The organism is Alistipes sp. HGB5 (assembly GCF_000183485.2).
GTDB lineage: Bacteria > Bacteroidota > Bacteroidia > Bacteroidales > Rikenellaceae > Alistipes > Alistipes finegoldii.
The window spans coordinates 159,237-183,440 of record NZ_AENZ01000009.1; the positions used below are offsets into that span (position 1 = coordinate 159,237).

General features: G+C 60.6%; 12 protein-coding genes. 4 read left to right on the plus strand and 8 right to left on the minus strand.

Going from position 1 to position 24,204, the window contains the following annotated elements:
* Positions 1-17 precede the first annotated feature (17 nt).
* The 8 genes from HMPREF9720_RS01925 to HMPREF9720_RS01960 all read right to left on the minus strand — a co-directional run bounded on the left by HMPREF9720_RS01925 (position 18) and on the right by HMPREF9720_RS01960 (position 18,350).
* Positions 18-947 carry a glycerophosphodiester phosphodiesterase family protein gene (locus tag HMPREF9720_RS01925; protein ID WP_009596348.1) on the minus strand — a complete coding sequence of 310 codons (930 nt, stop codon included), beginning with the start codon at positions 945-947 and terminating at the stop codon, positions 18-20.
* 20 nt (positions 948-967) lie between these two features.
* Entirely contained in the window at positions 968-4,687 is a 3,720-nt protein-coding gene (locus HMPREF9720_RS01930; RefSeq protein ID WP_009596500.1) for a BACON domain-containing protein, read from the minus strand.
* A 12-nt stretch (positions 4,688-4,699) separates the two neighbouring features.
* Positions 4,700-8,941, minus strand: a complete 4,242-nt coding sequence (locus HMPREF9720_RS01935; protein ID WP_009596404.1) for a DUF4886 domain-containing protein — start codon at positions 8,939-8,941, stop codon at positions 4,700-4,702.
* Between the two features lie 30 nt (positions 8,942-8,971).
* Complete coding sequence (locus HMPREF9720_RS01940) at positions 8,972-11,416, minus strand: PL29 family lyase N-terminal domain-containing protein (protein WP_139022441.1); 2,445 nt, start codon at positions 11,414-11,416, stop codon at positions 8,972-8,974.
* 34 nt (positions 11,417-11,450) lie between these two features.
* Positions 11,451-14,723 carry a PL29 family lyase N-terminal domain-containing protein gene (locus tag HMPREF9720_RS01945; protein WP_009596388.1) on the minus strand — a complete coding sequence of 1,091 codons (3,273 nt, stop codon included), beginning with the start codon at positions 14,721-14,723 and terminating at the stop codon, positions 11,451-11,453.
* A gap of 236 nt (positions 14,724-14,959) precedes the next feature.
* Entirely contained in the window at positions 14,960-15,934 is a 975-nt protein-coding gene (locus HMPREF9720_RS01950; RefSeq protein WP_009596518.1) for a dihydroorotate dehydrogenase-like protein, read from the minus strand.
* Positions 15,935-16,023: 89 nt separating this feature from the next.
* Positions 16,024-17,124: a glycine cleavage system aminomethyltransferase GcvT gene (gene gcvT, locus HMPREF9720_RS01955; protein ID WP_009596371.1), complete on the minus strand. Its 1,101-nt coding sequence runs from the start codon at positions 17,122-17,124 to the stop codon at positions 16,024-16,026.
* A 17-nt stretch (positions 17,125-17,141) separates the two neighbouring features.
* The gene (locus tag HMPREF9720_RS01960) at positions 17,142-18,350 is read right to left on the minus strand and encodes a hypothetical protein (protein WP_009596516.1); all 1,209 of its coding nucleotides are present in this window, start codon (positions 18,348-18,350) and stop codon (positions 17,142-17,144) included.
* Between the two features lie 174 nt (positions 18,351-18,524).
* Here HMPREF9720_RS01960 and HMPREF9720_RS15565 point away from each other — a divergent pair, with 174 nt between their 5' ends.
* The 4 genes from HMPREF9720_RS15565 to gdhA all read left to right on the plus strand — a co-directional run bounded on the left by HMPREF9720_RS15565 (position 18,525) and on the right by gdhA (position 23,966).
* Positions 18,525-18,785: a class I SAM-dependent methyltransferase gene (locus tag HMPREF9720_RS15565; RefSeq protein ID WP_009596431.1), complete on the plus strand. Its 261-nt coding sequence runs from the start codon at positions 18,525-18,527 to the stop codon at positions 18,783-18,785.
* A complete protein-coding gene (locus tag HMPREF9720_RS15570) occupies positions 18,782-19,201 on the plus strand; it encodes a methyltransferase domain-containing protein (protein WP_009596360.1) in 420 nt (139 codons plus the stop codon). Before HMPREF9720_RS15565 ends, HMPREF9720_RS15570 begins: the two co-directional genes overlap by 4 nt.
* A gap of 290 nt (positions 19,202-19,491) precedes the next feature.
* Positions 19,492-22,485 (plus strand): PEP/pyruvate-binding domain-containing protein, encoded by a 2,994-nt coding sequence (locus HMPREF9720_RS01975; RefSeq protein ID WP_009596507.1) that lies wholly within the window; start codon positions 19,492-19,494, stop codon positions 22,483-22,485.
* 143 nt (positions 22,486-22,628) lie between these two features.
* Positions 22,629-23,966, plus strand: coding sequence for an NADP-specific glutamate dehydrogenase (gene gdhA, locus HMPREF9720_RS01980; protein ID WP_009596334.1), 1,338 nt, complete (start codon positions 22,629-22,631; stop codon positions 23,964-23,966).
* Positions 23,967-24,204: the final 238 nt, after the last annotated feature.

Here is a 24,204-nt window from a genome sequence, read left to right on the forward strand (position 1 = left end):
CCCTCGCCGGTGCGGCGTCAGTCGTGCCGCCCCTGCGAACGCAGGTAGGAGATCAGCAGCTCCGGACGGTCGGTCTGAATCATCGTCGCGCCCATGTCGAGCAGCTTGCCGTAAACCGAACCGGGATCGCCGCTCTCCCACGCCGCATCGTCGCACAAGCCGCCGCAGAGCGACTCCCACAACGAATTGACCCAGAGTTTCGAGCCGCTCTCCACCACCTTTTCCATGCAATCCTTCACTTCGGGCGTATACTCGTCCCAGCACACCTCGTAGGCCAGCGGCACGATACCCTTCGACATGTATTCACCGAAAAGCTTCTGTCCCTGCGGTTTGAGGATGTCGATGATCGGCATATACATCATGTTGTGCTCGTATTCGCCGAATTTGGCGGCGACGGCCTCCGCCGGACGCTTGCCCTTGATGAGCATCTGCTCCGTCACGCCAAGCTCCTCGCTGATCTTCAGCGCCATGTCGTAAAACTCATATCCTTGGTCGATATTCACCACGATACGGTCCTTGCAGACCTCCAGCGCTTCGCGCAGGGTCGGCATCTTCCGGGGCGTACGCACGCCGTGCGCCGTACGCAGGAAGCAGCGCTGAATCGAATCATAGGTGATGTCGCACACACGTCCCCGCCCGGTAGTGGTCCGGTCGATGGTATGGTCGTGGCAGAGCACCAACACGCTGTCCTTCGTCAGTTTGAGGTCCAGCTCCATGATATCGACGCCCATGCGGATCACCGACTCGATGGCGGGAATCGAATTCTCCGGATAGTTGCGCCAGTCTCCGCGGTGCGAAGCCACCACGACGTATTTCGACGCGGGATCGTGAATCTCGGCCACGATTTTCGCCGCATGCGTCGGGTATTCCGGAGCGGCGGTTTTAGGTCCGGCGCATCCCCACAACAATGCGGGGATGGCCAGAATACAGCTGACAAGTCTCTTCATAAAAGTTTATGCAATTTGGTTTATCGTTCGATAAAATAGTCGCCCTCGTTACCCAGCACGATCTGCTCGGCCACCGAACGCAGGTAGGCCGCCTTGTCGGGATTCAATCCGCAGTCGGCCGGATCTGCGCCGAACCGCTCGCCGAAAAGCACCAGATAATTGACGCAGGCCTTCAGGTATGCGCCGTACTCCGACTGATGCTTGCTGTCCGAGTAGTAGAGGTTGATGCCCGAACCGCCCTCGCGCACCTGCCTGAAGGCGGGGCCGATCGGCGACACCCAAGTCCCGGCGGCCTTTGCCATGGCTTTGGCTCCGGCGTCGTTATAGGTCTCGAAGGTCGGGAAATCGGTAAAGCCGCCGTAGGACGCCGACGAGAAGGTCCACGTCTCCTCCAGAATCACCTTGCACGAAGGCGACGCGGCGCGCACCTTGTCGGCCAAGGTCGTAAGGCCCGTGAGGATCGACGCCGTGGCGTCGCGGCCATAGTTGGCGGGATTCTGGCTCTGGTCCTGCAGGAAAGCGAAATCGTAACCGCCCTGTTCGATGACGTCGGTCGAGAACCCCAGCGACAGATGCTGGGTCAGCGTCTGCGACCCTTTGAAGTGAGCCTTGATGTTGAGAGCATGCCCTTCGCGCCATGCGATCTCCTTGAGCATCCACGCAGGGTTGCTGTAGTAGGAGAACGAGTTGCCCAGACACAGCACTTTCTTGGTGTCACGGGGCGTCGCCGTGCCGAAGTTCTGCACGTAGCTGCCCGTAAATCCGTAGGGAGGAATGGAACTGGCGGCGTTGGTCGCCGTGATGTTCTGCGTACCGCCCGCGCAGGTATAGGGTCCCACGGCGCGGCAGCGGATTTTCACTTCGCCGTCGGTCACGGCGTTTTCGAAGCGCATCGTCTGCATGACGGTCGCGTGCTGATACGAGGACCCGGTGGCAGTGCCCGAACACTTGTAGGTATAGCGGACAGCCGGGTTTTCCGGAGCCGTGAGCAGATCGGCCTCGACGCTCTTCCAGACTCCGCCGTCGAGGTATTCGACGATGAAGTATTTGGGCGAATTGGCTTCGCCCGCCATCGTGGCGTTGAAATCGACGACCGATCCGGCGGCGAGATTCTCCACCGGGAAGGTATAGAGCCAGTAGTCGCCTTCGACCATCGTCGAAACCGCAGGACGGTTCGTAACGACGCTCCGCTTGAAAGCGGCCGAAGCATTCGCATCGCCGCGCACGACCGAAATGAAGCCCGCCGCGCCCGATGTCGCAGGAATGACGTTGTCGTCGGTCCACGACGAGCCGTAAAGCGGCAGCGTCGAAGCTTGGAACACCCACTTGCTGGGGAACGCTTCGCCCCGCGCCTGCTGATCGACCCTCACCGTCGCGCTTTTCGAGCCGTCGGTCGAAGCGAACGTGACGACCGCCGACCGCGGCGCGGTCTTCGTGTTGGCGCCGGCCCCGATCTTGATATACTGCACGCCGGAGTCCCTGACGCCCGAAACGACGGGTACGTCCGAGAGGTCCGTAATATGCGCCCAATCCCCGTCGGCGCTCACCGTCCAGTCGTAATCGACCGACGAAAGCTGTACCACGGCGGCATTGCTGCCCTGAGCATTCAGCTCGACCGACGAAAGGTTCACGCCGAATTCCGGCTCGGCGGGCACCTGCGAACCGTTGGGATAATAGAGGATGTTCTGGCTGTTCACATGCACGGCCGTCGCATTGTGGTCGCCGATGTAGGACATGTAATTCGTGTAGTTCACGCCGACCAGCGCATAGGAGCCGTCCTCGTAAGCGCCCAGATCGCCCTGCGCGATGCAATCGCTGAATCTGGCCGCCTTGTTGCACTGTCCGAAGAGCGTGCCCTTGTAATTGGCGCGGTCGGTGATCACCAGTCCGTAATTCTCGCAGCCGACGAATGCGTTGCCGTCGTCATTGACCAGACAGATGATGCCGCCCGCCGCGCCGCTCGTCTTGCAGATCACATTGCCGCGATTGACGGTATTGGTGATCTTGCTCCCGACTGCCGTAATGCAGGTAATGTTGCCGATGCGGGCGCTATTTACCGTGGCAAAGGCATTGACGTTGTCGCCTTCGTTCACGCAGTTCTCGATCTCGGTGTAGCGGTTCGCAGCGGCCACGATACCCGAAGCGCGGGCTACCTGCGTGTCGAGGTCTCCGTAATTGGCGCACTCGGCGATCGTCACCACGGCCGTCGTGTTGCTCTTGTTCGAGCTGAAGCCGACGATACCGCCCACGTGAATGCCCGTCGCGCCGTTCTTGGTGTTGCCGCCCGACGTGGCCGTCAGAGCGCCGTGGTTGACCAGTTTTTCGAGCCGCGCCCCGTTTTTGTCGGCAAAGGCGAGTCCCACCATGCCGATGGTCATGCGAGTTTCGTCGGGAGCCGCCCCGTCGAAGGCGATCGAAGCCTTATTGACTACGTTGCGCACGGTTGCTTCGTAAACCAGACCGGCCACCACACCGCAGTCGGTGCCCGCCGTCGCCTTGTCTTCGAGCGAGCAGCTCGCGTCGAAAATTAGGTTCTCCACCACGGCCCCGTTGGCCACGGCCCCGAAGAATCCCCATGCCGAGGTCGCCTGCGCGGCCTTGCAGACCATCTTCAGGTTGCGGATCGTATGGCCCTGTCCGTCGAAATAACCCGTAAAAGGTCTTCCCGAAGTGATCGAAAGCGCATTGCTCGCCAGCTTGGACGTAGCCGCGCCGATCGGCGTCCACTCCGTCACCTCGGCCAGATCAATGTCGTCCAGCAGCACCACGACGCCCTTGTCATCCTGCCACGGAGCGAGCGTCCCGCCCGCATTCACGGCCGCCGCGAACTCGATCAGGTCGTCGGCCGTGCTGATGCCGCCCTGCGGCGCGAAGGCGTAAAGCGCCTTGGCCATATGCTTGGCGCGGAATACGCCGCCCTGCTCGGCATAGGAGGTGATGCCGGTCTTGTAGATATTCTTCGAATAGCTCTTCCCGTCGGCCGTATTGAGCGTAAGCCGCAGCCCCGCTTCGGACTTGAAACGCCCGACGGGGAATTTGATCGTCTGGGGCTTGGTCAGATCCACGCCCTCGGCGAAGTTGAAAATCAAGCTGTTGCCCGTACCGTTCTCGGCGGGTGTCAGCGCCAGCGTTTCGGGGTCTACCGTCCCTTCGAACGACAGAAACCCTTCGAAAGCCCCCTCATCGGCCGGCTCGACGGTCAGCGACTGCGCCGCGCTCGCCAGCTCCCCTGCGTCGATACGCAGTTCGATGACCGAGAAGATATTGCGGAAAGTCACCTCCAGCGCGCCTTCGGCAAGATTCCCCGAAGTGGGCAGCCCCACGAGCGGCGCCCGCGCCGGATTGCTCTGCGACTCCGCATCGAGCGCAATCGTCCGCTCGGCCTCCACGGCGACCACCCCTTCGGCAGTCGTTGCGGGATAGTAGGCCGTCAAAGGCTTCGAAGCGTCGTAGTCGGCGATGCCGGCTTCGCTCGTGAAAGCGGTCGTCGGTCCCGCTTCCGCGGCCGTGTATTCATAGGCCGCGCCGTCGTAAACGACCGTGATGCGGTCGCCCGCCTCCCAAGTCGATTTACCCTCTTCGATGTCCGTGCGGGTCGCGGGCGGGCAGGCGGCCACGATGACCAACCCGTCGGCATCCTCATACCCGGTTCCACGCACCGGCTCCGCCAGTTCGGGAGAGTGCGCGCACCCCGCCGCGAAGAAAATCGCGGCGAATAACCATGCAAATATCTGTTTCATTGGATTACTGCTTTACTCTTTGTTCGAATCGTTTTCAAAATCGGTGTCCTCGATCCCGTTGCCGGGCGTCTGGGTGCCGGACGACATGTCGGTCACGGCAAAGGGCGTTGCAAGGGCGTAGCGCGCCGCCTGCAGCGCAACCGGCTGATTGTCGTCGGTCACGGGCGTCGTATAAGTGCCGTCCGTCGTACTCGACACGTTGTAGCGGAAGCTGTTGCCGTCGAGTTTCTTGCCGCCGAACGAAGGCGAGATGATCGACTCGAAGACGGCGCAGGCCGCGGCATAGCGGCTCAGGCCGTAATCCATGTGATAGCCGTCGCGCGTGAGGTCCATGTCGTTGTTGAGCGACGAGGTGCGCAGGTTCTGCAGCACCGTTCCGGTGGGTATGATCTGCTCCACGTCGGTCTGGTCGAGCACCTTGCGGGCCTGCGCCACGATCACGTCGAACATCTCGTCCTGCGTCGTGAAATTCTTGTAGGGCCGCTGCGCTGTACCGATCTTGTCCATGTTGAAATAGGCCTGCGACATGATATAGACGAACTTGGGCGTATGTCCGTTCTGGTCGGCCCTGATGTCGGCGATCAACCCCTGAATGGCGTTTTTCTCGGTATCGTTCCATATCCAGCCGCAGCTGTTGCCCGTATGTTCCTGCAGGCAGACGATGTCCCACGTATCCGACTTGACGATCTGCTGAATGTTGTATCCGGTGTAGGAGAGCCAGAGCGAAGTGCCGGGGTTGTACTTGTAGCAGGTATAGTCGGACTTGGTCGCATAGCCGTCGGCATATTCGGGAATCGTACGACCGCCGTAATAGAGATGGACCATCTTCAGCGTCGGGATGTCGGCGGCTGAGACCATCTTCGGGAGGTGTTCGACGGCGTCCTTGGTAAAGCTGTTGCCGATGAAGAGGATGCGCAGCGTCGGCTCTACATCGTCGCCGCCGCCCGAACCGCCCGAACTCGAACCGATCATGTAGGTAATGTTGTCCGCGTTGATCGGATCGGTAGATTTCTGCACGCCCAGATAACGCACCTGCTCGTTTTCGCCGTACGAATCGTAAACCGCAGTTCCGCCGTTGTAAACCCCGACCTTGCCGCCCGCGATGCAGTTGATCCAGCTGGTCGCATAGGCGCTGTAGCCGAAGAACACGCCGCGGTTGGCGTCGTCGGTGAGGATCTCGCCGTAATTGGCGCACCCGCTGAACGAGTTGGTCGCATGGTTGGCCAGACTGAGCAGACCGCCGCAGCGGGCGCCGCCCGTCGAGACGAGATTGCCGTTGTTGATGCAGTCGGTCATCGAGCATCCCGTACCCGTGATGCAGGTGATGTTGCCCAGACGGCCCGTCGTACCGCACGAATTGAGCTGGTTGCCGTGGTTCACGCAGGAGTTGATCCGCGTGTAGTTATTCGCCGCGGCGACGATGCCCGAAGAGCGCGCCGAGTTAGAGGTGATATTGCCGTAATTGTCGCAGTAAGCGATGTCGTTGCAGATCTTGTTGGTCGCGTTGCCCGTCGCAAAGCCGCAGATGCCCGCCATGTGGATCGCCGCGCCGGCTCCGTTGGCCGAATTGCCGTGGGTATCGGCCTCCACCGCGCCGTAATTCTGCAGGCGTTCGAGCTTCGTGCCCTCCGTTTCGCTGAAGATGAAGCCCACCATCGCCGCCGAAACACGCGCGGCGCTGGTGCCGTCGTATTCGATCTTCGCATAATTGACGCAGTCGGAGACGTTCGCATCGCGGCATACGCCGGCGATCACGCCCACCTCGGCCGTGCCGCCCGAAGCGGTGACTTTCAATGCGCTCGCATCGCCCAAGGCCGCGCCGACCGTCAGGTTGCGCACCGTCGCGCCGTCCAGCACGCCGAACAGTCCGTAAGCCGTATTGGCCGCACTGCCCCCGTAGGCGAGTTTCAGGTTTTTCAGCGCATATCCCTGCCCGTCGAAGGTGCCCTTGAAGGCGTTGCCCTCGATAGTCAGCAGGTTCTTTTCCCATTTATAGGAGGCGTTGCCGATCGGCGTCCAGCCGGCGACGTCCTTCATGTCGATATCGCCGAGCAGCGACACCACGCCGCCGGCATCCTCCCACTGCGCCGTACTTTCGCCCGCATTGACCGCGTCGCGGAAAGCCGTCAGGTCCTCGACCGTCGCAATGCCCGGCTTGGCGGGTCCGCCCGAAAAGCTGTTGTTCTCCAGCGTCGGCACGCCGCCGCCCGTGAGCGTGAAATAGATATACTGTTCGAAATTCTGCTCCGTAATCTCCGTCGCGCCCTGCTGGCCGTCCGAGAAGGGACCTATCCGGCCGCCGATCTTGCAGTTGCGGATCGCGATGGTCTTCTTGTTGGTGTTGGCGCAGACGATGCCGATGTACTTGTTCGCCGCGGCATTGATGATGTCGGAGAGTACGGCGCCGTAGTTCTCGCAGCCGTCGATGGCCGTATTGTTGTCGTTGGTCTGGCCGGCGATGCCCGCGGCATAGCCGTGCGTCGTATCGCCCGCAACGGCAAAAGCGACCGTGCCGTTATTGACGCACGATGTGAGGTAGGTGTGGCCGCCCATGGCCGACACGATGCCTGCCACGCGGCTGTTCGAAGCCGTCACGTCGCTGCAGGTCACCGCCGCATTGTTCGCGCAGTTTTCGAGCTTCGTGTATTTGTTCATCGTGGCGACGACACCCGCCGTACGGGTCGCCTGCGCATCTATCGCCCCTTCGTTGACACACCCCACGACGTTGTTGTAGCGTTCGGTGGTCGTCGAAGCGTCGGCGAAACCGACGATGCCGCCGATCGAGAAGCCCGTGGCTCCGTTCTTGGTGTTCACACTGTTCTTCGACGTAATCTTGCCGTAATTGGTGCAGGAGAGGATATGACTGTCATTTTCGTTGGCGCAGATCGCGCCGACGATGCCGCCAGCCGATTCGCGTACATTGTCCCCGCCGCCCTGAATGTCGATCGCCGCACGGTTCTCGCAATTCTCGATCGTGGCTTCATAGGCATATCCGGCCACGGCTCCCACGGCCGTCATCGCGGCCGCGGTCGAAACGACCGACGAGCCTTCGCCGATGGCAAGGTTCCTGACCGTGGCGCCCTTCAGCACGCCGAAGAGTCCCCAAGCCGAACCCGCCGCAGCGTCGGCCGGAACGACGATCTTCAGATTCCTGACCGCATGGCCCTGTCCGTCGAAGGTGCCCTGAAACGCCGGTCCCATCATCGCGTTGGCCGTCGTATAGGCGCCGTTTCCGATCGGGGTCCACGCCACGTCCTTCATGTCGATATCCTGCGTCAGCACGGCTTTGGCGGCCGCCTCCTCGCCGCCGGCATTGACCGCCGCGGCGAAAGCGACCAGCTGGTCGGGCGTCGAAATGGCGACCGTACCGAGCGTCGCGGCCTTGTAGAAGAGCGGCTTCACGATCACGTTGTCGGCCAGATCGTAGGCCATGACGATAACCGTACCGCGCGAGAACGAAGCGTCGAACGAAACCGTCACCGTCTTCGCGTCGCGGTCTATCACGGCGTCAAGCCCCTCGGCCTTGGCGACGGCCACGATGGCCGTCTCCTTAGCCTCGCCCGAAAGCTCGTAGGATACCGTAATGCTCTTCGAAGGGTCTGCGACGGTGGTAACCGGCATCGCGTCCAGCTTGAGGTTGAGCGAGTTGAAAACCCGCAGGGTGATCGTGCTTCCGTCGCCGAGCGTCAGGCTGAAATTGCCGTCGCCGTCCAGCTCCGCAGAGCGGAATACCGACGTGGCGTCGGTCGTGGCCTTGATCGGGTTGCCCGAAGCGTCGAGTATCTGCACGCCGTCCACGGTCCAGCAGCCGTCGGCATCGACCGAAATCGTCGGCGTGTAGCCGCTCACGGGGAACTTCTCCCCGTCGTCGTCGGTCAGCCACGTGATTTCGCCGTCGATGCACTTGGTCCAGTAATAGACGCCGTTCTCGTCGAGCTTCACGCCGATGATCGGCACGTCGACGATGTCGTCCATCGTCGCCAGCACGACCGTATGTTCGACGTCCTTGTTGTCCTTGTAGGTGACGACGTATTTCCCGTCGGCGTCCTGCGACACGGTGGTGATGACGTTGCCGTTGGTCAGATAGCTCAGGTCCGCGAGCTGCTTGCCGAGCGTCTCGGCCTTGGCTTTCAGGGCTTCGATCCGGTTTTTGTAGCCGTCGATCCGGCCGCGCAGCTCCGAATCGTCGAAGTCGCTGCAACCGCAGAAGACCACGGCCGCAAATAGTATGATGATATTCAGTATCTTTTTCATTGTCGTTCCGTTTTTCTGGATTACAGCCTTTTAGTTGTTTATCGTCGGATCGTAGTACTCGTCGTTCTTGTACGAGAACGCATTGTGAACGGTCGCGGCAGGCGCCGAAGTCGGATTGTCCTTGTAGGTGGTGTAACTGCCCACGTATCCGCCCATCGTACAGCTGCTGACGTTGACCCACTCGCCGCTCGACTGGCCCGAATATCCGCAGGCCCATGCCGGACCGTGGTCGGAATTGTAGACGTCGCCCAGAATGGCGCCCTGATTCGCGCAGCCGATGATCCGGATGTTGGAGTGGCCGATGAATCCGCCCGTGCGGCATCCGATATGGGTGAACACGTTGCCGTAGTTGGTACAGCTCTCCACGGTCGCCGTCAGCACCTTCTTCAGGTCGTCCGTACCGCCGATCAGGCCGCCCATACGCTTGCTGTTGTAGGAATTCTGCGCAGCCGCTCCCTCGAACTTGCCGACGATGTCGTCCTCGACCGTACCGCGGTTGTCCGAATTCTTCACGTTGCCGTTCATCAGCGTAGCGACCAGACCGCCCGTGCGGCCCGTCGGGCAGCTGATGTGTCCGTAATTGACGCAGAACTGAATCAGGTTGCCTTGGTCCTTGGCCATGAAGCCGCAGATACCGGCCGTCTGCATGCCGTTGCCGCCGTTGCCGTTGTTGGTGATCTTGCCCGTGCGTACGAACCCGTAATTCGCGCATCCCAGCGACTTGGCGCGGCCGCCGATGGTCGAGTTCTTCATCACGCCGACCAGACCCGAAGCCACGCAGAGCACTTCGGAACCGCTGTCTCCGGCGAAGTCGATGTTGTAGTAGTTGGTGCACGATTCGATCGTCGAGTTGACCGCATAGACGGCCAGCGACGCGACGCTCGTCGCCTTCGGGGCGTCGCCCGTGAAGGTCCACGTGATGTCGGTGTCGGGATCGCCCAGCGTCAGGTTGCGGACCGTAGCCCCGTCGAGCGAGCCGAAGAACGCGTAGCCCCACTTGCCGGTGGACATGTCGGCCGTATAGTTCAGGTTCTTGACGGCGAAGCCCTGACCGTCGAAGATGCCCTTGAAGGGATTGACCGTCTTGTAGGGAGTCGTCGTATTGTACTCGCTGGCATCCACGCCGCCGATCGGCGTCCACGACTCGACGGCCGCCATGTCGATATCGTTCAGCAGCACGACTTCGCCCGCCTCGTTCTCCCAGCGTGCGGTGCTGGCTCCGGCATTGACCGCCGCGGCGAAGCCCATGAGGTCGGCCGCGGTCGAGATGCCGCCTCCGCCGCCTTCGGGAATCTTGGGCGACTGCTTGACGACGATTGCCGCCGAGATGTCGTAAAGCGCATTCGAGAAGCGGATTTCGCCCGTGCGGAGCGCGCCGCTCGCATCCTCGTAGTAATCGGCCGTGAAGACGTGCGTAAGGATCGTCATCGCGCGGGTCGAGTTGTATATGAGCCACTTGGACGCCGACTCCTCGACCGTCACTTCATAGTCGATGCTGGCCGAAACCTTGACTTCGAACTGCGTCATGTCGCCTTCGAGCACGATATCGGCCGTCGAACCGTTGTAAACCGGGTCCTGAATCTCGGCCGTGCCGTAGGTGAAGAAAAGCGGTTTGAGAATCGTATTGCCCCCGGCGTGCGCCATGACGAGGATATTGCCCTCTTGGGCGCCCTCCTTGAGCGAGACGGTGATCGTCGATATGGATTCGTCGATCTCGGCGTCGACGTTGTAGGCGGTGAAGATATCCACCAGCGCGCCTTCCGCCTGCGAACCGCCGACGGTGTATCTGATCTTCACTTTCGAGGCATAGTCCGGAACGGCCGTGTAGGTCGGCGAGTCGAACGAAACGGACAGCGCCTCGAACATCTGCAGGCGCAGTTCGGTGCCGTCGGCGAGAATGAAGACGGCTTCGCCGGTCTTTTCGTCCACGTAAGCCTCTTTGAAGAGGATGTTGCTGACGTCGTCGGCCAGCACCTTGTTGCCCTTGGCGTCGGTGATCGGCTTGCCGTTCACCGTCCAGAAGCCCTCGGCGTCAATGCCCACTTCGGGTTTCTCACCGCCTGCGGGAACCTTCTCGCCATCCACGAGTATCCATTCGTAGGTCTCGCCGTTGTCGGAGGTCTGGCGCCAGTACCACACGCCGTCCTCGTCCTTGGCGATGCCGACGATCGGCAGGGTGACGACCTCTTTCTGGGTGGCGAGGGTAAGCGTGCGGCTCTCCCCGCCGCGGTCGATGTAGGTGATGACGTAGTTGCCTTCGGCATCGGTCGAGATGAGCGACACGAACGAGCTGTTTATCAGCTGCGTGAGCGCGTCCATCTGCGTACGGAGTCCGTCCACGGCCTGTTCCAGTTCATCGAGAATCTGTCCCACGTCGTCGAGGTCCTTCTTGATACGGGTATCGTCGTATCCGTCGCTGCATGCCGCTGCAAACAGGAATGTAGCGAGGAAGATCGTATTCAATATCTTTTTCATCGTTCTGTTCATTTAGTCGTTTATGGGTTCCTTGCTACTTGATCCTGACATGCATGTAGTTCATGCAGCTGCGCTCGCCCTTCGAGTCGCAGGGCCTGTTGGCGATCGCGCCGGCGCCGTTCTCCCATTTCCACAACGTCGTGGAGCCGCCGCCGTCGAAACGGATCGCATTGTGAAGCCCCAGTTTCTTCATGGTCATGTAAAGCTGCCAGTAGTTCATGCCGGTGTCGATGCTCGTGCGGCCGTCCACGCAGACCAGCTTGACGGTCGTGCCGGCCTGATCGGCTCCGATGCAGGTGGCCGGCATGAGCGTCGCGTCGTTCACCGCATTCCAGTTGCCGCCGTTCAGGAAGCGGTACATGCTGGAGTTGTGCATGATAATCTGTTTGGAGACGCTGCCGATAGACACGTTGGCGTTGATCCGGACAGCGTCGCCCACCTTGAGTGCCGCAGCCAGCGCCGCAGCCTTTTCGCCCGTCACCTGAAGCACCCAGTCGGTCTTTTCGCTCACGAACGGCACCTCGACCGAGGCTCCGTTGCGGCCGTCCACGATCGCCGTGACCGTCGCGTCGAACCAGCCGTCGTTGACGGTCATCTGCTGCGAGCAGCGGCCCACGACGAAGAGCGCATCGCTGCCCACCGGATTGTAGATGCCCGGATGCGGCTCCTTTCGGAAGCGCGAAGTATAGAGATTGGCGTCGTAACCGTCGGTATTATTGAGCCGGACGATCGTATCGTTCACCGAGTAGTATTCGTAGTCCGTATCGTTCACCTTGAGATAGCCCGTGAAGCTGCGGTTGTCGAAGCTGACGGTACGGTCCTCGAAGAAGGTGAAGCCGGGACGGTGGTTCGAAAGCGACTGGCGCACGGTCGGGTTGTTGATGAAGACCGGTTCGCCGTATTCGATGTGGAATCCGCGCGGGAAACCGTCGTGCGAATTGAAGAAGCCCGTGTTGATGCCGGCAACGATGTTGCGGCCCTCGGCGCGGCGGCGCGTACAGGTCTCGGAGAGCGTTTCGCGCAGTTTCTTGCCGTTGTTCGAGTTGTTGTTGGCATTGGGGTTGAGACAGAGTTCGTCGGCCATGACCGTTTCGAGCACCACGTTGGGATTGGTCAGGTCGGCCTCGACGACGTAGACGTTCTGGGCGAAATTCTTCATCGCGTAGTGGTAGAACTTCACACCCTCGGCCAGCTGCGTCTCCGCCTTCACCTCCCAGTCGTAGAACTCCTCGTACTGGTCGCTCAGGCCGTTGAGCGTCGGATCGAATTTTCCGTGTACGATCGCCATGGCATAGGTCGCTTCGGGAGCCGACTGCGGATTGTCCTTGTATGCGGTATAGTCGCCCACGCGGCCGCCGACCACACATTCGGTAATCAGGTCGGCGCTCTTGTTGTAGCCTGCCGCCCAACCCGAACCGTGGTAATTGGTCCCCGACAGCGTGTGGTCCGAAAGGATGACGCCCTTGTTCTCGCACTTGGTGATCTTGGCCTCGTTATGGCCGACGAAGCCGCCCGTGCGGCAGCCCAGCTGCGAGAAGACGTCGCCGTTGTTGACGCACGAAGTGAACGCGGCGTCGGCCGAAGCGCCGCCGGCGAGTCCGCCCATGCGCTTATAGCCCGGATTGGCGCCGAAAATACCGTTCACGTCGTCCTGCACCTTCCCGTTGTTGACGCATGCGGTCACTTGACCGCTGGTAGCCACGGCCACGATGCCGCCGCTGCGTCCCGACGGAGCGCTCAGAGCGCCGTTATTGGTGCATTCGGTCAGCGACGAAGTCTTCATGTAACCGACGATACCGCCCTGATGGAATCCCGAATTGGAGCCGTTGCCCGTGTTGGCGATCGTGCCGCAGGTCAGCGCGCCGTCGTTGACGCACTGCGTCAGCGTCGCGTTCTGGAGATATCCGGCGATGCCGCCCAGACATACCGAGATGTTGGCGGCGTCGCTGCCCGCGAATGCGATCGCGGCCTTATTGGTGCAGGAGGTGATTTTGCCTTCGGCATAGCCGGCGAAAGCGCCGATCGCCGCACCCTGCGGAGCCGCGCCAGTCAGACGGATGACGCCTTCGATGGTGAGGTTCTTGATTTCGCCTTCGGCGCCGAGGGCCGAGAAGAGGCCGTGGGCGACGTTGCCGTCCGCAAGGTCGAAGGTCCAATCGACGTTCTTCAGCGCGAAATTCTTGCCGTTGAACACTTTATCGAAGACATTTTCACCCATTGCATAGGTGACTGCCTTGTTCGCATCGGCGGTGCTGGGAGTTACGACTCCGCCGATCACATAATCGCTCCAGTCCGTGCCTGCCATGTCGATGTCGTTCATCAGGCAGACTTCGCCGTCGATCGTATATTTGGCCAGACTCTTGCCGGCATTGACCGCCGAGGCGAAAGCCTTGAGATCGTCGGCGTTGCGGATGCCCGTCGGCGCGCCTTCCATCGTCGTAAAAATCAGCGGCTTGATAATCACGTTGTCCGCGCCGTCGTAGAACATCACGACCAAACGGCCCTCCTCGAAGCCGTCGGGGAAGGTCACGGTAATGGTTTTGGCCTGCTCATCGAGTTTGGCCGCGAGTCCTTCGGCCTTCTCGACGGTCAGCACCGAAGTTTCGGTCTCGCCCACGAGCGTATAGGTGATCACGAGCGGCTGCGCGACGTCGGGCACTACGGTCCGGGGTTCGACGCTCAGCAGCACGTTGAAGCCGTTCTGCACCTGCGCCGTGACCTGCACGCCGTCGCCCAGCGTGAAGACCACCGTGCCGTCGTCCTTCATTTCGACCTTGGTGATCACCGAAGCGCTCTTGCCCTCGGCCTTCACCGGATTGCCCGACGCATCGGTTATCCGCTTGCCGAAGAGCGTCCAGTAGCCCTGATCGTCTACGCCGATTTCGGGCGTACGGCCCGTAACGGGAATTTTGGCGCCGTCGGTATCGAGCAGCCACGAGGTCTTGCCGCCCGTGGTGACGGTCCAATAGTAGATTTCGCCGTCGGCCTTCATGCCGATGATCGGCTGGGTATTGGCGTCGTCCATGGTCGCGATGTCGATCGTGTGCTCCACGTTGTCGGCATCCTTGTAGCTGAGGACATAGTGCCCGTCGGCATCCTGCGTGATCGAGGTGACGGCACCGCCGCTGACGACTGCGGCCAGCGCGTCGAGCTGCTGCTGCATCGTCGTGACCTGAGCCTTGAGTTCGTTGAGGCTCTTGTACATCCCGTCGATGTCCTTCCACAGGGCCGAATCGTCGAAGTTGTCGCTGCATCCGTAAGCGAAAACGGTCGCAGCGGCGAACATCAGAGTCAAGATTCTTTTCATTCGTTTTAATTTTAAGGTTTGTTGAGTTTCGGTCGGTTCAGAGGCGCCGCCGTAACGACGCCTATATTAAGAACACATATCCGGCTCCGAATACGTAACCCGCAAAAGATGTTTTTGCCTGACGAATGAAAAAATCCGCTCCGCATGCCCCGGCGGCGGGAACGGCCCGAAAAGAGACGTCCCGGAGACCGCAACGGTCTCCGGGACGCACCTCCTCAGATCGGTTCCGCGCGCCGCTATTCGGCGTCGTGCGGGAAATATTTCATGTATTGAACGCGCTGGTAGACGTCGCTTTCGGCATTGCCGTAATTCATCTTCCCGCGGAACTCGGCCAGCGACCCGAAGCCGTGGCGTTCGGCCCACAGGTCGATGAAGCGGTTGATGTCCACGATCACGCCGTAGCCCTTCTCGTGGATCGCCGAGCAGATCTGCACGGCGTTCGCGCCGCACAACAGCGCCTTCACGGCCGCTTCGCCGTCGTGCACGCCCGTCGATACGGAGACGTCGAGCTGCGGCACGGCCGTCGTGCAGAGCGCCACGCTGCGCAGTACGTTGCGCAGTTCGGCCGGCTCGCTGAACGGATCGCCGTTCACGAAGGTCATGCGCTCCACGTCGATATCGGGTTCGAAGAAGCGGTTGAACATCACCACGCCGCGGGCGCCGCGCGCCAGCAGCGAATCGGCCACGGCCAGCACGTTGGTCAGGCGCATGGGAAGCTTCACCGACACGGGAATCTTCACGGCCTCGGCCACGCGGCGGACGACGTCGGCGTACTCCTGTTCCAGCTCCTGCGCCGAACGGTGACGGTCGGTCGGCTGCAGGAAGATGTTCAGCTCCAGCGCCGCGGCGCCGGCCTGCTCCATCGAGACGGCATAGTCGGTCCACGCTTCGGCCGAAGCGATGCAGTTGATGCTGGCGATGACGGGCACGCCCGTCGTGCGCGCATCGGCGACGAGTTTGAGGAATTCACCCTTGTAGGCATCGCCGATATAACGTTCGAGGTACTCGCCCGAATCGCCCATGCCCTGCTGCGACGCATAGTCGAGGGCCGCGGCATGGCGGATGATCTGCTCCTCGAAGATCGACTTGAGGACCACGGCGCCCGCACCGTTGCGCACGCACTGTTCGATGTTGGACACCGTGGCCGTATAGGGCGAACTGCTGACCACGACGGGACTCGAAAGGTCGAGTCCGAGGTATTTTGCTTTCATAAAACGAGCTTTTTATAGTTACTAATCGCTTTCACGGCCGGGAATGGCCCGGCTCAGGCGGCTGTTCGGCACAGCCCCGCCGCAGCGGATTAAACGAACGGAATCTTCACCACTTCGGCGCGGAGGGGTTTCTCGCGCACGACGACGGCGATTTCCGTACCCGCCTTGGCGTATTCGGGCGTCACGTAGCCCAGTCCGAAACCGACCTTCATGCAGGGCGACATCGTACCCGAAGTGACATGGCCGATCCGCGTGCCGTCGGGCGCGGCGATCTCGTAGCCGTGGCGCGGAATGCCGCGGTCGATCATCTTGAATCCCACCAGCCTGCGGGTCACGCCCTCGGCCTTCTGCTTCTCCAGCAGGGGGCGGTCGATGAACTCCTTGCCCTCGGCGAATTTGGTGATCCAGCCCAGTCCGCCTTCGAGCGGCGAGGTGGTGTCGTCGATGTCGTTGCCGTAGAGGCAGAAGCCCTTCTCCAGACGCAGCGTATCGCGCGCGCCCAGACCGATATTCTTGAGTCCGAACTCTTCGCCGGCCTCCCAGAGCGCTTTCCAGAGTTTGTCGCCGTCTTCATTGGCCGCGTAAATCTCGCAGCCGCCCGATCCCGTATAGCCCGTGATCGAAAGGATGGCGTCGCAGCCTGCGACCTTCATCTTTTTGAAGGTATAGTACTCCATCTCCTCGACCGGCTCGTCGCACATCTTCTGCACGATCTTCATGGCCAGAGGTCCCTGCACGGCGAGCTGGCAGATTTCGTCCGAAGCGTTGTAAAGCTCCTTGCCGTGGCCTGCCTCCATGCCGAACGCCCGGCCCTGTTCGCAGATGTGGTTCCAGTCCTTTTCGATGTTGGCGGCATTGACGCAGAGCATGTAGGTCTCGGCATCGACCCGGTAGACGAGGATGTCGTCCACGATACCGCCCCGGCCGTTGGGCATGCAGGTATACTGCACCTTGCCGTCGTAGAGTTTCGACACGTCGTTGGTCGTGATGCGCTGCAGCAGGCCGAGGGCCTTAGGTCCCTTGACCCAGATTTCGCCCATGTGGCTCACGTCGAAGACGCCGGCGCCGCCGCGGACGGCCATGTGCTCGTCGTTGATGCCCGAGAACTCGATGGGCATATTGTATCCCGCGAATTCGGCCATTTTAGCCCCCGCGGCAATGTGGTACTTGGTGAATGCAGTGGTTTTCATATCAGGATTTTAAGGTTTTATTCGCGGCGTTTGACACCCAGACGCGGACAGCGATGGAACTCCTTCGTCCGGTCGAACAGGTAGCGGTAGGTGGTGTGCATCTTGTGGCGCGTGGCGCAGACGTAGCTTTCGATCATGCGGTTCATCACCGGATTGAAGTCGCCCACCCATGCGAATTCGATGGTCTTGTAGTGGTTGCGCGGCGTGCGCATGTATTTTTCGAGGATGAAGCGCATCATGCCCGATTCGACGCCCTTGCCGTGGAATTCGGGGGCGATGCCGAAGATGATGCCGAAAATGCGGTCGCTGGCCTTGCGGACCTTCAGGTCCCAAAGCATCCGCAGCTTCTGAATGAGTCCGAATTTGCCGTTGAACTTGCCGATGATGCGGTTCAGGTCGGGAACCATGATGAAGAAACCGATCGGCTCGTCGTTGAAATAGGCGAAGAAGATGATCTCCGGGTCGATGATCGGCTTCATCGTCTCCATGATCTTCATCGCCTCCTCCTGCGTCATGGGCTTCACGCCCGAAAAGAGCGACCACGCCTTATTATATATGATGCGGAAGTTCTCGGCCTCCTCCTCGATGCGCGACATGTCGATCTGGCGGAAACCGTAGCCCGGCGTCGAGAAGAGACGCTTGGCCCGGTCGTGGACCATGGCGTTCACGTCGTCGTCGTAGATTTTCCAGATGTAGGTGTTCTGGTTGAAGTAGTTCCGGAATCCGTAGTTCTCGAACAGCTCCTTGTAATAAGGCGGGTTGTAGGGGTTCTCGTACAGCGGCTGGAACTCGTAGCCCTCGACCAGCAGGCCCCACCACGCGTCGCGCTGTCCGAAATTGATCGGGCCGTCCATCGCCTCCATGCCGCGGCTGGCCAGCCACATGCGCGAAGCGTCGAACATCAGGTCGGCGACCTGCTGATCGTCGATCGACTCGAAAAATCCGCAGCCGCCCGTGGGCTGCTCTTCGAGTGCGGCCTTCTCGCGGTTGTAGAACGCCGCGATGCGCCCCACAACCTCGCCGGCACGGTTGCGCACCACCCAGCGGACGGCTTCGCCGTCGGCGAACTGCTCGTTGCGGGCCGGATCGAAAACCTTGCGGATATCGGTATCCAGCGGGCAGACCCAGTTGCGGTTGCCCTTGTAAATCTTCTTGGGGAGGTCGAGCCACTCGCGTTCGAGCGCGGGCGTGACGACCTCCTGAAGCACGTATTTGTCACTGTTCATTCATGCATGTTTTTTATAGACCAGAACAAAGATAGAAATAAAAAACGAAAATGGAATGAAACGGGCGGGAAAGTCGCAAAGCCGCAGCCCCGTACGCGGCGGCCGGTTCGCTTGTCCGCAAGGAAAAATTGTTTATCTTTGTGGAAACTGCGTCCGCACAATCCCCCGATCCCCATGACAACAGACTACAGCGAATTCGGCTGGAGCGATGCTCAGCCCGCATTCTACCACGAACTTCTCTGCAAATACATCGAGCGGCTGCTTCCGGCCGACGGCTCCCCGATTCTGGACGTGGGCTGCGGCAACGGCTTCACTGCAAATTATCTGGCCGGCAAGGGCTACGACGTTTACGGCATCGACGCATCGCGGCAGGGCATAGCCATCGCCAATCGGACGGGGGGGGGAATCCCGGCCGTTTCTTCGTCTGCGACGTGACGACGGGCGAGCTGCCGCCCGAACTGCGGAAAATCCCCTTCAGGACCGTGATCTCGATGGAGGTCATCGAGCACCTTTACAGCCCGCGGACATTCGCCGCCTTCGTCCGCAGCATCCTCGAAGCCAACGGCGGCGGACGTTTCATACTCACCACGCCTTACCACGGGTACCTGAAAAACCTCTCGATAGCCCTCGCCGGCAAAGCGGACCGCCACTACAGCGCATTGTGGGAGGGCGGCCATATCAAATTCTGGTCCCGCAGGACGCTCGCCATCCTGCTGCGGGAAGCCGGGTTCCGCAACATGGCCTTCACCGGCGCGGGGCGCATCCCGTACCTGTGGCGGCACATGGTGTTCAGCGCCGAAACGCCGGCGGCCGCGGAAGTCCGGGCCTGCGACCCGGCTGCGGAACCGTGAAAACCCCGCCGCCGTTCCGGCCGGCGGAGCCGTATGGAAACAGATGCCGCCGAAACAGCGCGGAGACGGTACGGAAACGGCACAGAGGCAGCACAGGGTATGGTGCGGAAGCAGTACGGGGTACGGCACGGAAGCAGCACGGGGTACGGCACGGAGACGGCAGAGCGGCGGCACGGAGACGGCAGGGCGGCGGCACGGAGACGGCAGGGCGGCGGCACGGAGGTAAAAACGCACGGTTTCTCATTTCGCGGATTTTTTTCTATTTTTGTTAAAACAAATCAGGCGACACGATGAACAAGAATCTCGAACAATCCCTTTCGGACGGGAACAGGCCCCAGTACCGCTTCATGAAATACCGCATCCACAAAATCCTGCTGGTCTGCTGCAGCTACGACGGGTACATTCTCGAAGAAGACGGACATATCGAGTCGCAGATCAATCAGGAGTACCTCGACCTGAACATGTCGAACCCGCCGTCGTTCACGCGCGTCAGCTCGACGCGCGAGGCGCTGGACCTGCTCGGACGCGACGATTCGTTCGACTTCATCCTGACGATGTACAACGTGGGGGAACTGGACGTCTTCACGTTCGCCAAGATCGTCAAGGAGCGCCATCCGCAGATTCCCGTGGCGCTGCTCACCTCCTTCTCGAAGGACATCTACCGCCGCATCGAGGAGCAGGACCGTTCGGGACTCGACTACATCTTCGGCTGGCACGGCAACACCGACCTGATCATGGCGATCATCAAGCTGGTCGAGGACAAGATGAACGCCGAGGAGGATATCGTCGAGGGCGGCGTGCAGGCCATTCTGCTGGTCGAGGACTCGATCCGCTTCTACTCGACCTACCTGCCCGAACTCTACAAGCTGATCCTGCTGCAGAACACCGAATTCCTGAAGGACGCCCTCAACGAACAGCAGCAGATCCTGCGCAAACGCGCACGCCCCAAGATCCTGCTCGCCACCAACTACGAGGAGGCTGTGGAGCTTTACGACCGTTACAAGAAGAACATGCTGGGCGTGATTTCCGACGTGGGGTTCGTACTCCACCGCAACGACCCGCCCGAAAGCGAGAAGCGCGACGCCGGCATCGACCTCTGCCGCCGCATCAAGGAGGACAACCCGCTGATGCCCGTACTGCTGCAGTCGTCGCAGACCGAATTCGAGGCTCAGGCCCGCGGGCTGGGAGCCGGATTCATCGCCAAGAATTCGAAAACGCTGCTCTCGCAGCTGCACGAGTATATCGCCAAGGAGTTCGCATTCGGCGACTTCCTCTTCAAGGACCCCGATACGGGAGCCGTCATCGGCCGCGCCAAGGATCTGGCGCAGATGCAGGAGATGATCGCCACGATTCCCGACAAGGCGTTCGAATACCACACCTCGCAGAACCACCTCTCGAAATGGCTCTACTCGCGGGGCCTCTTCCCGCTGGCCGCGGCCATCCGCCGGGGCAACAAGAGCCAGTTCGCCACCACCGAAGAGCACCGCCAGCGCATCGTGAACCTCATCAAGGACTACCGCATCCTGCTCGGACAGGGCGTGGTGGCGCGCTTCGACACCGAGACCTACAGCGACGCGGTGGCTTTCGCCCGCATCGGCGAAGGGTCGCTCGGCGGCAAGGCCCGCGGTCTGGCGTTCATGAACTCGATGCTGCTCAAGCACCGCCAGTACGACAAGCACGACAACCTGCGCATCATGATTCCCCGCTCGGTGGTGATCGCAACGGACTATTTCGACGAATTCATCCGCAACAACGGACTCAAATACATCATTTCGCAGGAGTTTTCGGACGAGGAGATTCTCTCGGAGTTCGTCAGTTCGACGATTCCCGTCAAACTGCAGCGCGAGCTGAAAGCCTACATCAAGACCGTCAGTACGCCGCTGGCCGTGCGGTCGTCGTCGAAGCTGGAGGATTCGCATTACCAGCCGTTCGCCGGCATCTACTCGACCTACATGATCCCCTATGTGGACAACGAGGACCAGATGCTGCGTCTGCTGCTCAAGGCGGTCAAGAGCGTATACGCCTCGGTCTACTTCGCATCGTCGAGGGCCTATCTCTCTTCGTCGCAGAACCTGATCTCGGAGGAGAAAATGGCCGTCATCATACAGGAGGTGTGCGGCACGGAGCAGAACGGACTTTTCTTCCCGACCTTTTCGGGCGTGGCGCGTTCGATCAACTACTACCCCATCGGCGACGAAGCCCCCGAAGACGGCGTGTGCAACGTCGCCATGGGACTGGGCAAGCTGGTCGTGGACGGAGGGCGCACGCTGCGCTTCTCGCCCCGCTATCCGCAGAAGGTGCTCCAGACCTCGATGCCCGAACTGGCGCTGCGCGACACGCAGAACGAAGTGCTGGCCCTGAGCCTGCAGCCCGAAGAGTTCCGCACGTCGATCGACGACGCGGTGAACCTGCGGCGGCTCGACATCGCCCAGATCGCCGAGCTGCGCAATTCGCGCTTCGTCTGCTCGGTGTGGGACCGCGAGAACGAGCGCATCTCGGACAGCCCCTTCGACCGGGGCCGCAAAGTCATAACATTCAACAACATACTGAAATACAACACCTTCCCGCTGGCGGAGATCGTCACCGACATCCTACACATGGGCGCCGAGGAGATGCGCTGCCCCGTGGAGGTCGAATTCGCCGTCAATATGGACGTGGCGCCGGGGGAACAGCAGATTTTCAACCTGCTGCAGATCCGCCCGATCATCGACAATCAGGACAACCGGCCGATCGACTGGAGCGAAGTGGACACCTCCGATGCGCTGGTCTACGGCGAGAACGCCCTCGGCATCGGCATGATGAGCGACATCTCGGACGTCATCTACATCAAAAGCGGCACGTTCAGTTCGCTTTCGACCGAGAAGATCGCCGACGAACTGCTGGAGCTGAACCGCCGCATGCGCGACGAAAAACGCTCCTACATCCTCGTCGGTCCCGGCCGCTGGGGTTCGTCGGACCCGTTCCTCGGCGTGCCCGTCAAGTGGAACCACATCTCCGAAGCCAAGGTGATCGTCGAATGCGGCATCGAGAAATTCGACGTCGAGCCGTCGCAGGGCACGCACTTCTTCCAGAACGTCACCTCGCTGGGCGTGGGTTACCTGACGATCAGCCCCTTCCGCGGCGACGGCGTATTCCGCGAAGAGACGCTCGACAAATGCGCCGCGATCTACGAAGGCAGCTTCCTGCGGCAGGTGCGTTTCGAGCGTCCGCTGTGGGTCTGCATCGACGGCCGCTCGAACAAAGGCATCGTCAAAGAGACGCCGGACGAAGCGCGGGAGGAATAGCCCGCAGCGCACCGATACGACATTTTCCGGAGAAAAGGAGAAATAAATAACGAATTTTCGGAAAAAATCATGTTGCAGTTACAATTTATAAGAAATAGTTTTATATTTGTAATAAAGAAACAACCTTTAAAACTTCAGGCAATATGAACGTAAACAAATTAATGGCGGAACTTGAGCGCAAGCATCCCGGCGAAAGCGAATACCTGCAGGCCGTGCGCGAAGTTCTCATGACGGTAGAGGAAACCTACAACCAGCATCCGGAATTCGAGGCCAACCGTATCGCAGAGCGCATCGTGGAGCCTGACCGCAGTTTTACCTTCAAGGTGGTCTGGGTAGACGACAAGGGCGAGGTGCAGGTCAATACCGGTTACCGCATGCAGTTCAACAACGCGATCGGTCCCTACAAGGGCGGTCTGCGTTTCCACCCCTCGGTGAATCCTTCGATCCTGAAATTCCTCGGTTTCGAGCAGATTTTCAAGAATGCGCTGACGACGCTTCCGATGGGCGGCGCCAAGGGCGGCTCGGACTTCAACCCCAAAGGCAAGTCGGACCGCGAGGTGATGCGCTTCTGCCAAGCCTTCATGGTCGAACTGTGGCGTCATATCGGTCCCGAAACCGACGTTCCGGCCGGTGACATCGGCGTGGGCGGCCGCGAAATCGGCTATCTGTACGGCATGTACCGCAAGCTGGCGCGCGAGAACACGGGCGTGCTGACCGGCAAGGGCATGACCTACGGCGGTTCGCTGATACGTCCCGAAGCCACGGGATTCGGCGCGGTGTACTTCCTGCGCCAGATGCTCGAAAAGGCCGGCATGGACATCAAGGGCCAGACCATCGCCATATCGGGCTTCGGCAACGTGGCGTGGGGTGCGGCGACGAAGGCGACCGAGCTGGGCGCCAAGGTCGTGACGATTTCCGGTCCGGACGGCTACATCTACGATCCCGAAGGTCTCGACGCCGAAAAGATCGCCTACATGCTCGAACTGCGCGCTTCGAACAACGACGTGGTCGAGCCTTACGTCCATAAGTTCCCGAACGCGCAATTCTTCGCCGGCAAGAAACCGTGGGAGGTCAAGGTGGACATCGCCATGCCCTGCGCCACGCAGAACGAGCTGGACGGCGAGGACGCCAAGAAACTGCTGGCCAACGGCGTGAAGATCGTGGCCGAAGTCTCGAACATGGGCTGCCGCCCCGAAGCGATCGACGCCTTCATCGCGGCGAAAATCCCCTACGGACCGGGCAAGGCCGTCAATGCGGGCGGCGTAGCGACGTCGGGACTCGAAATGAGCCAGAACTCGCAGAAATACAACTGGACGGCCGAGGAGGTCGATGCCAAGCTGCATCAGATCATGTCGTCGATCCACCACGCATGTCTGGAATACGGCACCGAGAAGGACGGCTTCATCAACTACATGAAGGGCGCCAACATCGCGGGCTTCATGAAAGTCGCCAAGTCGATGGTCGAGCAGGGTGTGCTGTAAATTAACTGCCTAATAAAAGAGACCGAAAATGAAAATCATTTTCGGTCTCTTTATTTTCCCCCTCCCGTCACTTCACGCTCCTGCCTCCCAAATATTCCGCACCGCAGTTTTCACATTCAAGCCCGGTTTTCGCCCCGGTCAATGTCCATGAAATATACCCCTTATCACACTGGCCCGGGAGAAAGGGGTATGTCATATACAATCCTGACGGATTACAGGGCTGTTTTTTCGGCGAAAC

Bases quoted from the DNA above. Each gene is read 5' to 3' on its own strand.
- HMPREF9720_RS01925 (WP_009596348.1), bottom strand. From the start codon at position 947: ATGAAGAGACTTGTCAGCTGTATTCTGGCCATCCCCGCATTGTTGTGG.
- HMPREF9720_RS01930 (WP_009596500.1), bottom strand. From the start codon at position 4,687: ATGAAACAGATATTTGCATGGTTATTCGCCGCGATTTTCTTCGCGGCG.
- HMPREF9720_RS01935 (WP_009596404.1), bottom strand. From the start codon at position 8,941: ATGAAAAAGATACTGAATATCATCATACTATTTGCGGCCGTGGTCTTC.
- HMPREF9720_RS01940 (WP_139022441.1), bottom strand. From the start codon at position 11,416: ATGAAAAAGATATTGAATACGATCTTCCTCGCTACATTCCTGTTTGCA.
- HMPREF9720_RS01945 (WP_009596388.1), bottom strand. From the start codon at position 14,723: ATGAAAAGAATCTTGACTCTGATGTTCGCCGCTGCGACCGTTTTCGCT.
- HMPREF9720_RS01950 (WP_009596518.1), bottom strand. From the start codon at position 15,934: ATGAAAGCAAAATACCTCGGACTCGACCTTTCGAGTCCCGTCGTGGTC.
- gcvT (WP_009596371.1), bottom strand. From the start codon at position 17,124: ATGAAAACCACTGCATTCACCAAGTACCACATTGCCGCGGGGGCTAAA.
- HMPREF9720_RS01960 (WP_009596516.1), bottom strand. From the start codon at position 18,350: ATGAACAGTGACAAATACGTGCTTCAGGAGGTCGTCACGCCCGCGCTC.
- HMPREF9720_RS15565 (WP_009596431.1), top strand. From the start codon at position 18,525: ATGACAACAGACTACAGCGAATTCGGCTGGAGCGATGCTCAGCCCGCA.
- HMPREF9720_RS01975 (WP_009596507.1), top strand. From the start codon at position 19,492: ATGAACAAGAATCTCGAACAATCCCTTTCGGACGGGAACAGGCCCCAG.
- gdhA (WP_009596334.1), top strand. From the start codon at position 22,629: ATGAACGTAAACAAATTAATGGCGGAACTTGAGCGCAAGCATCCCGGC.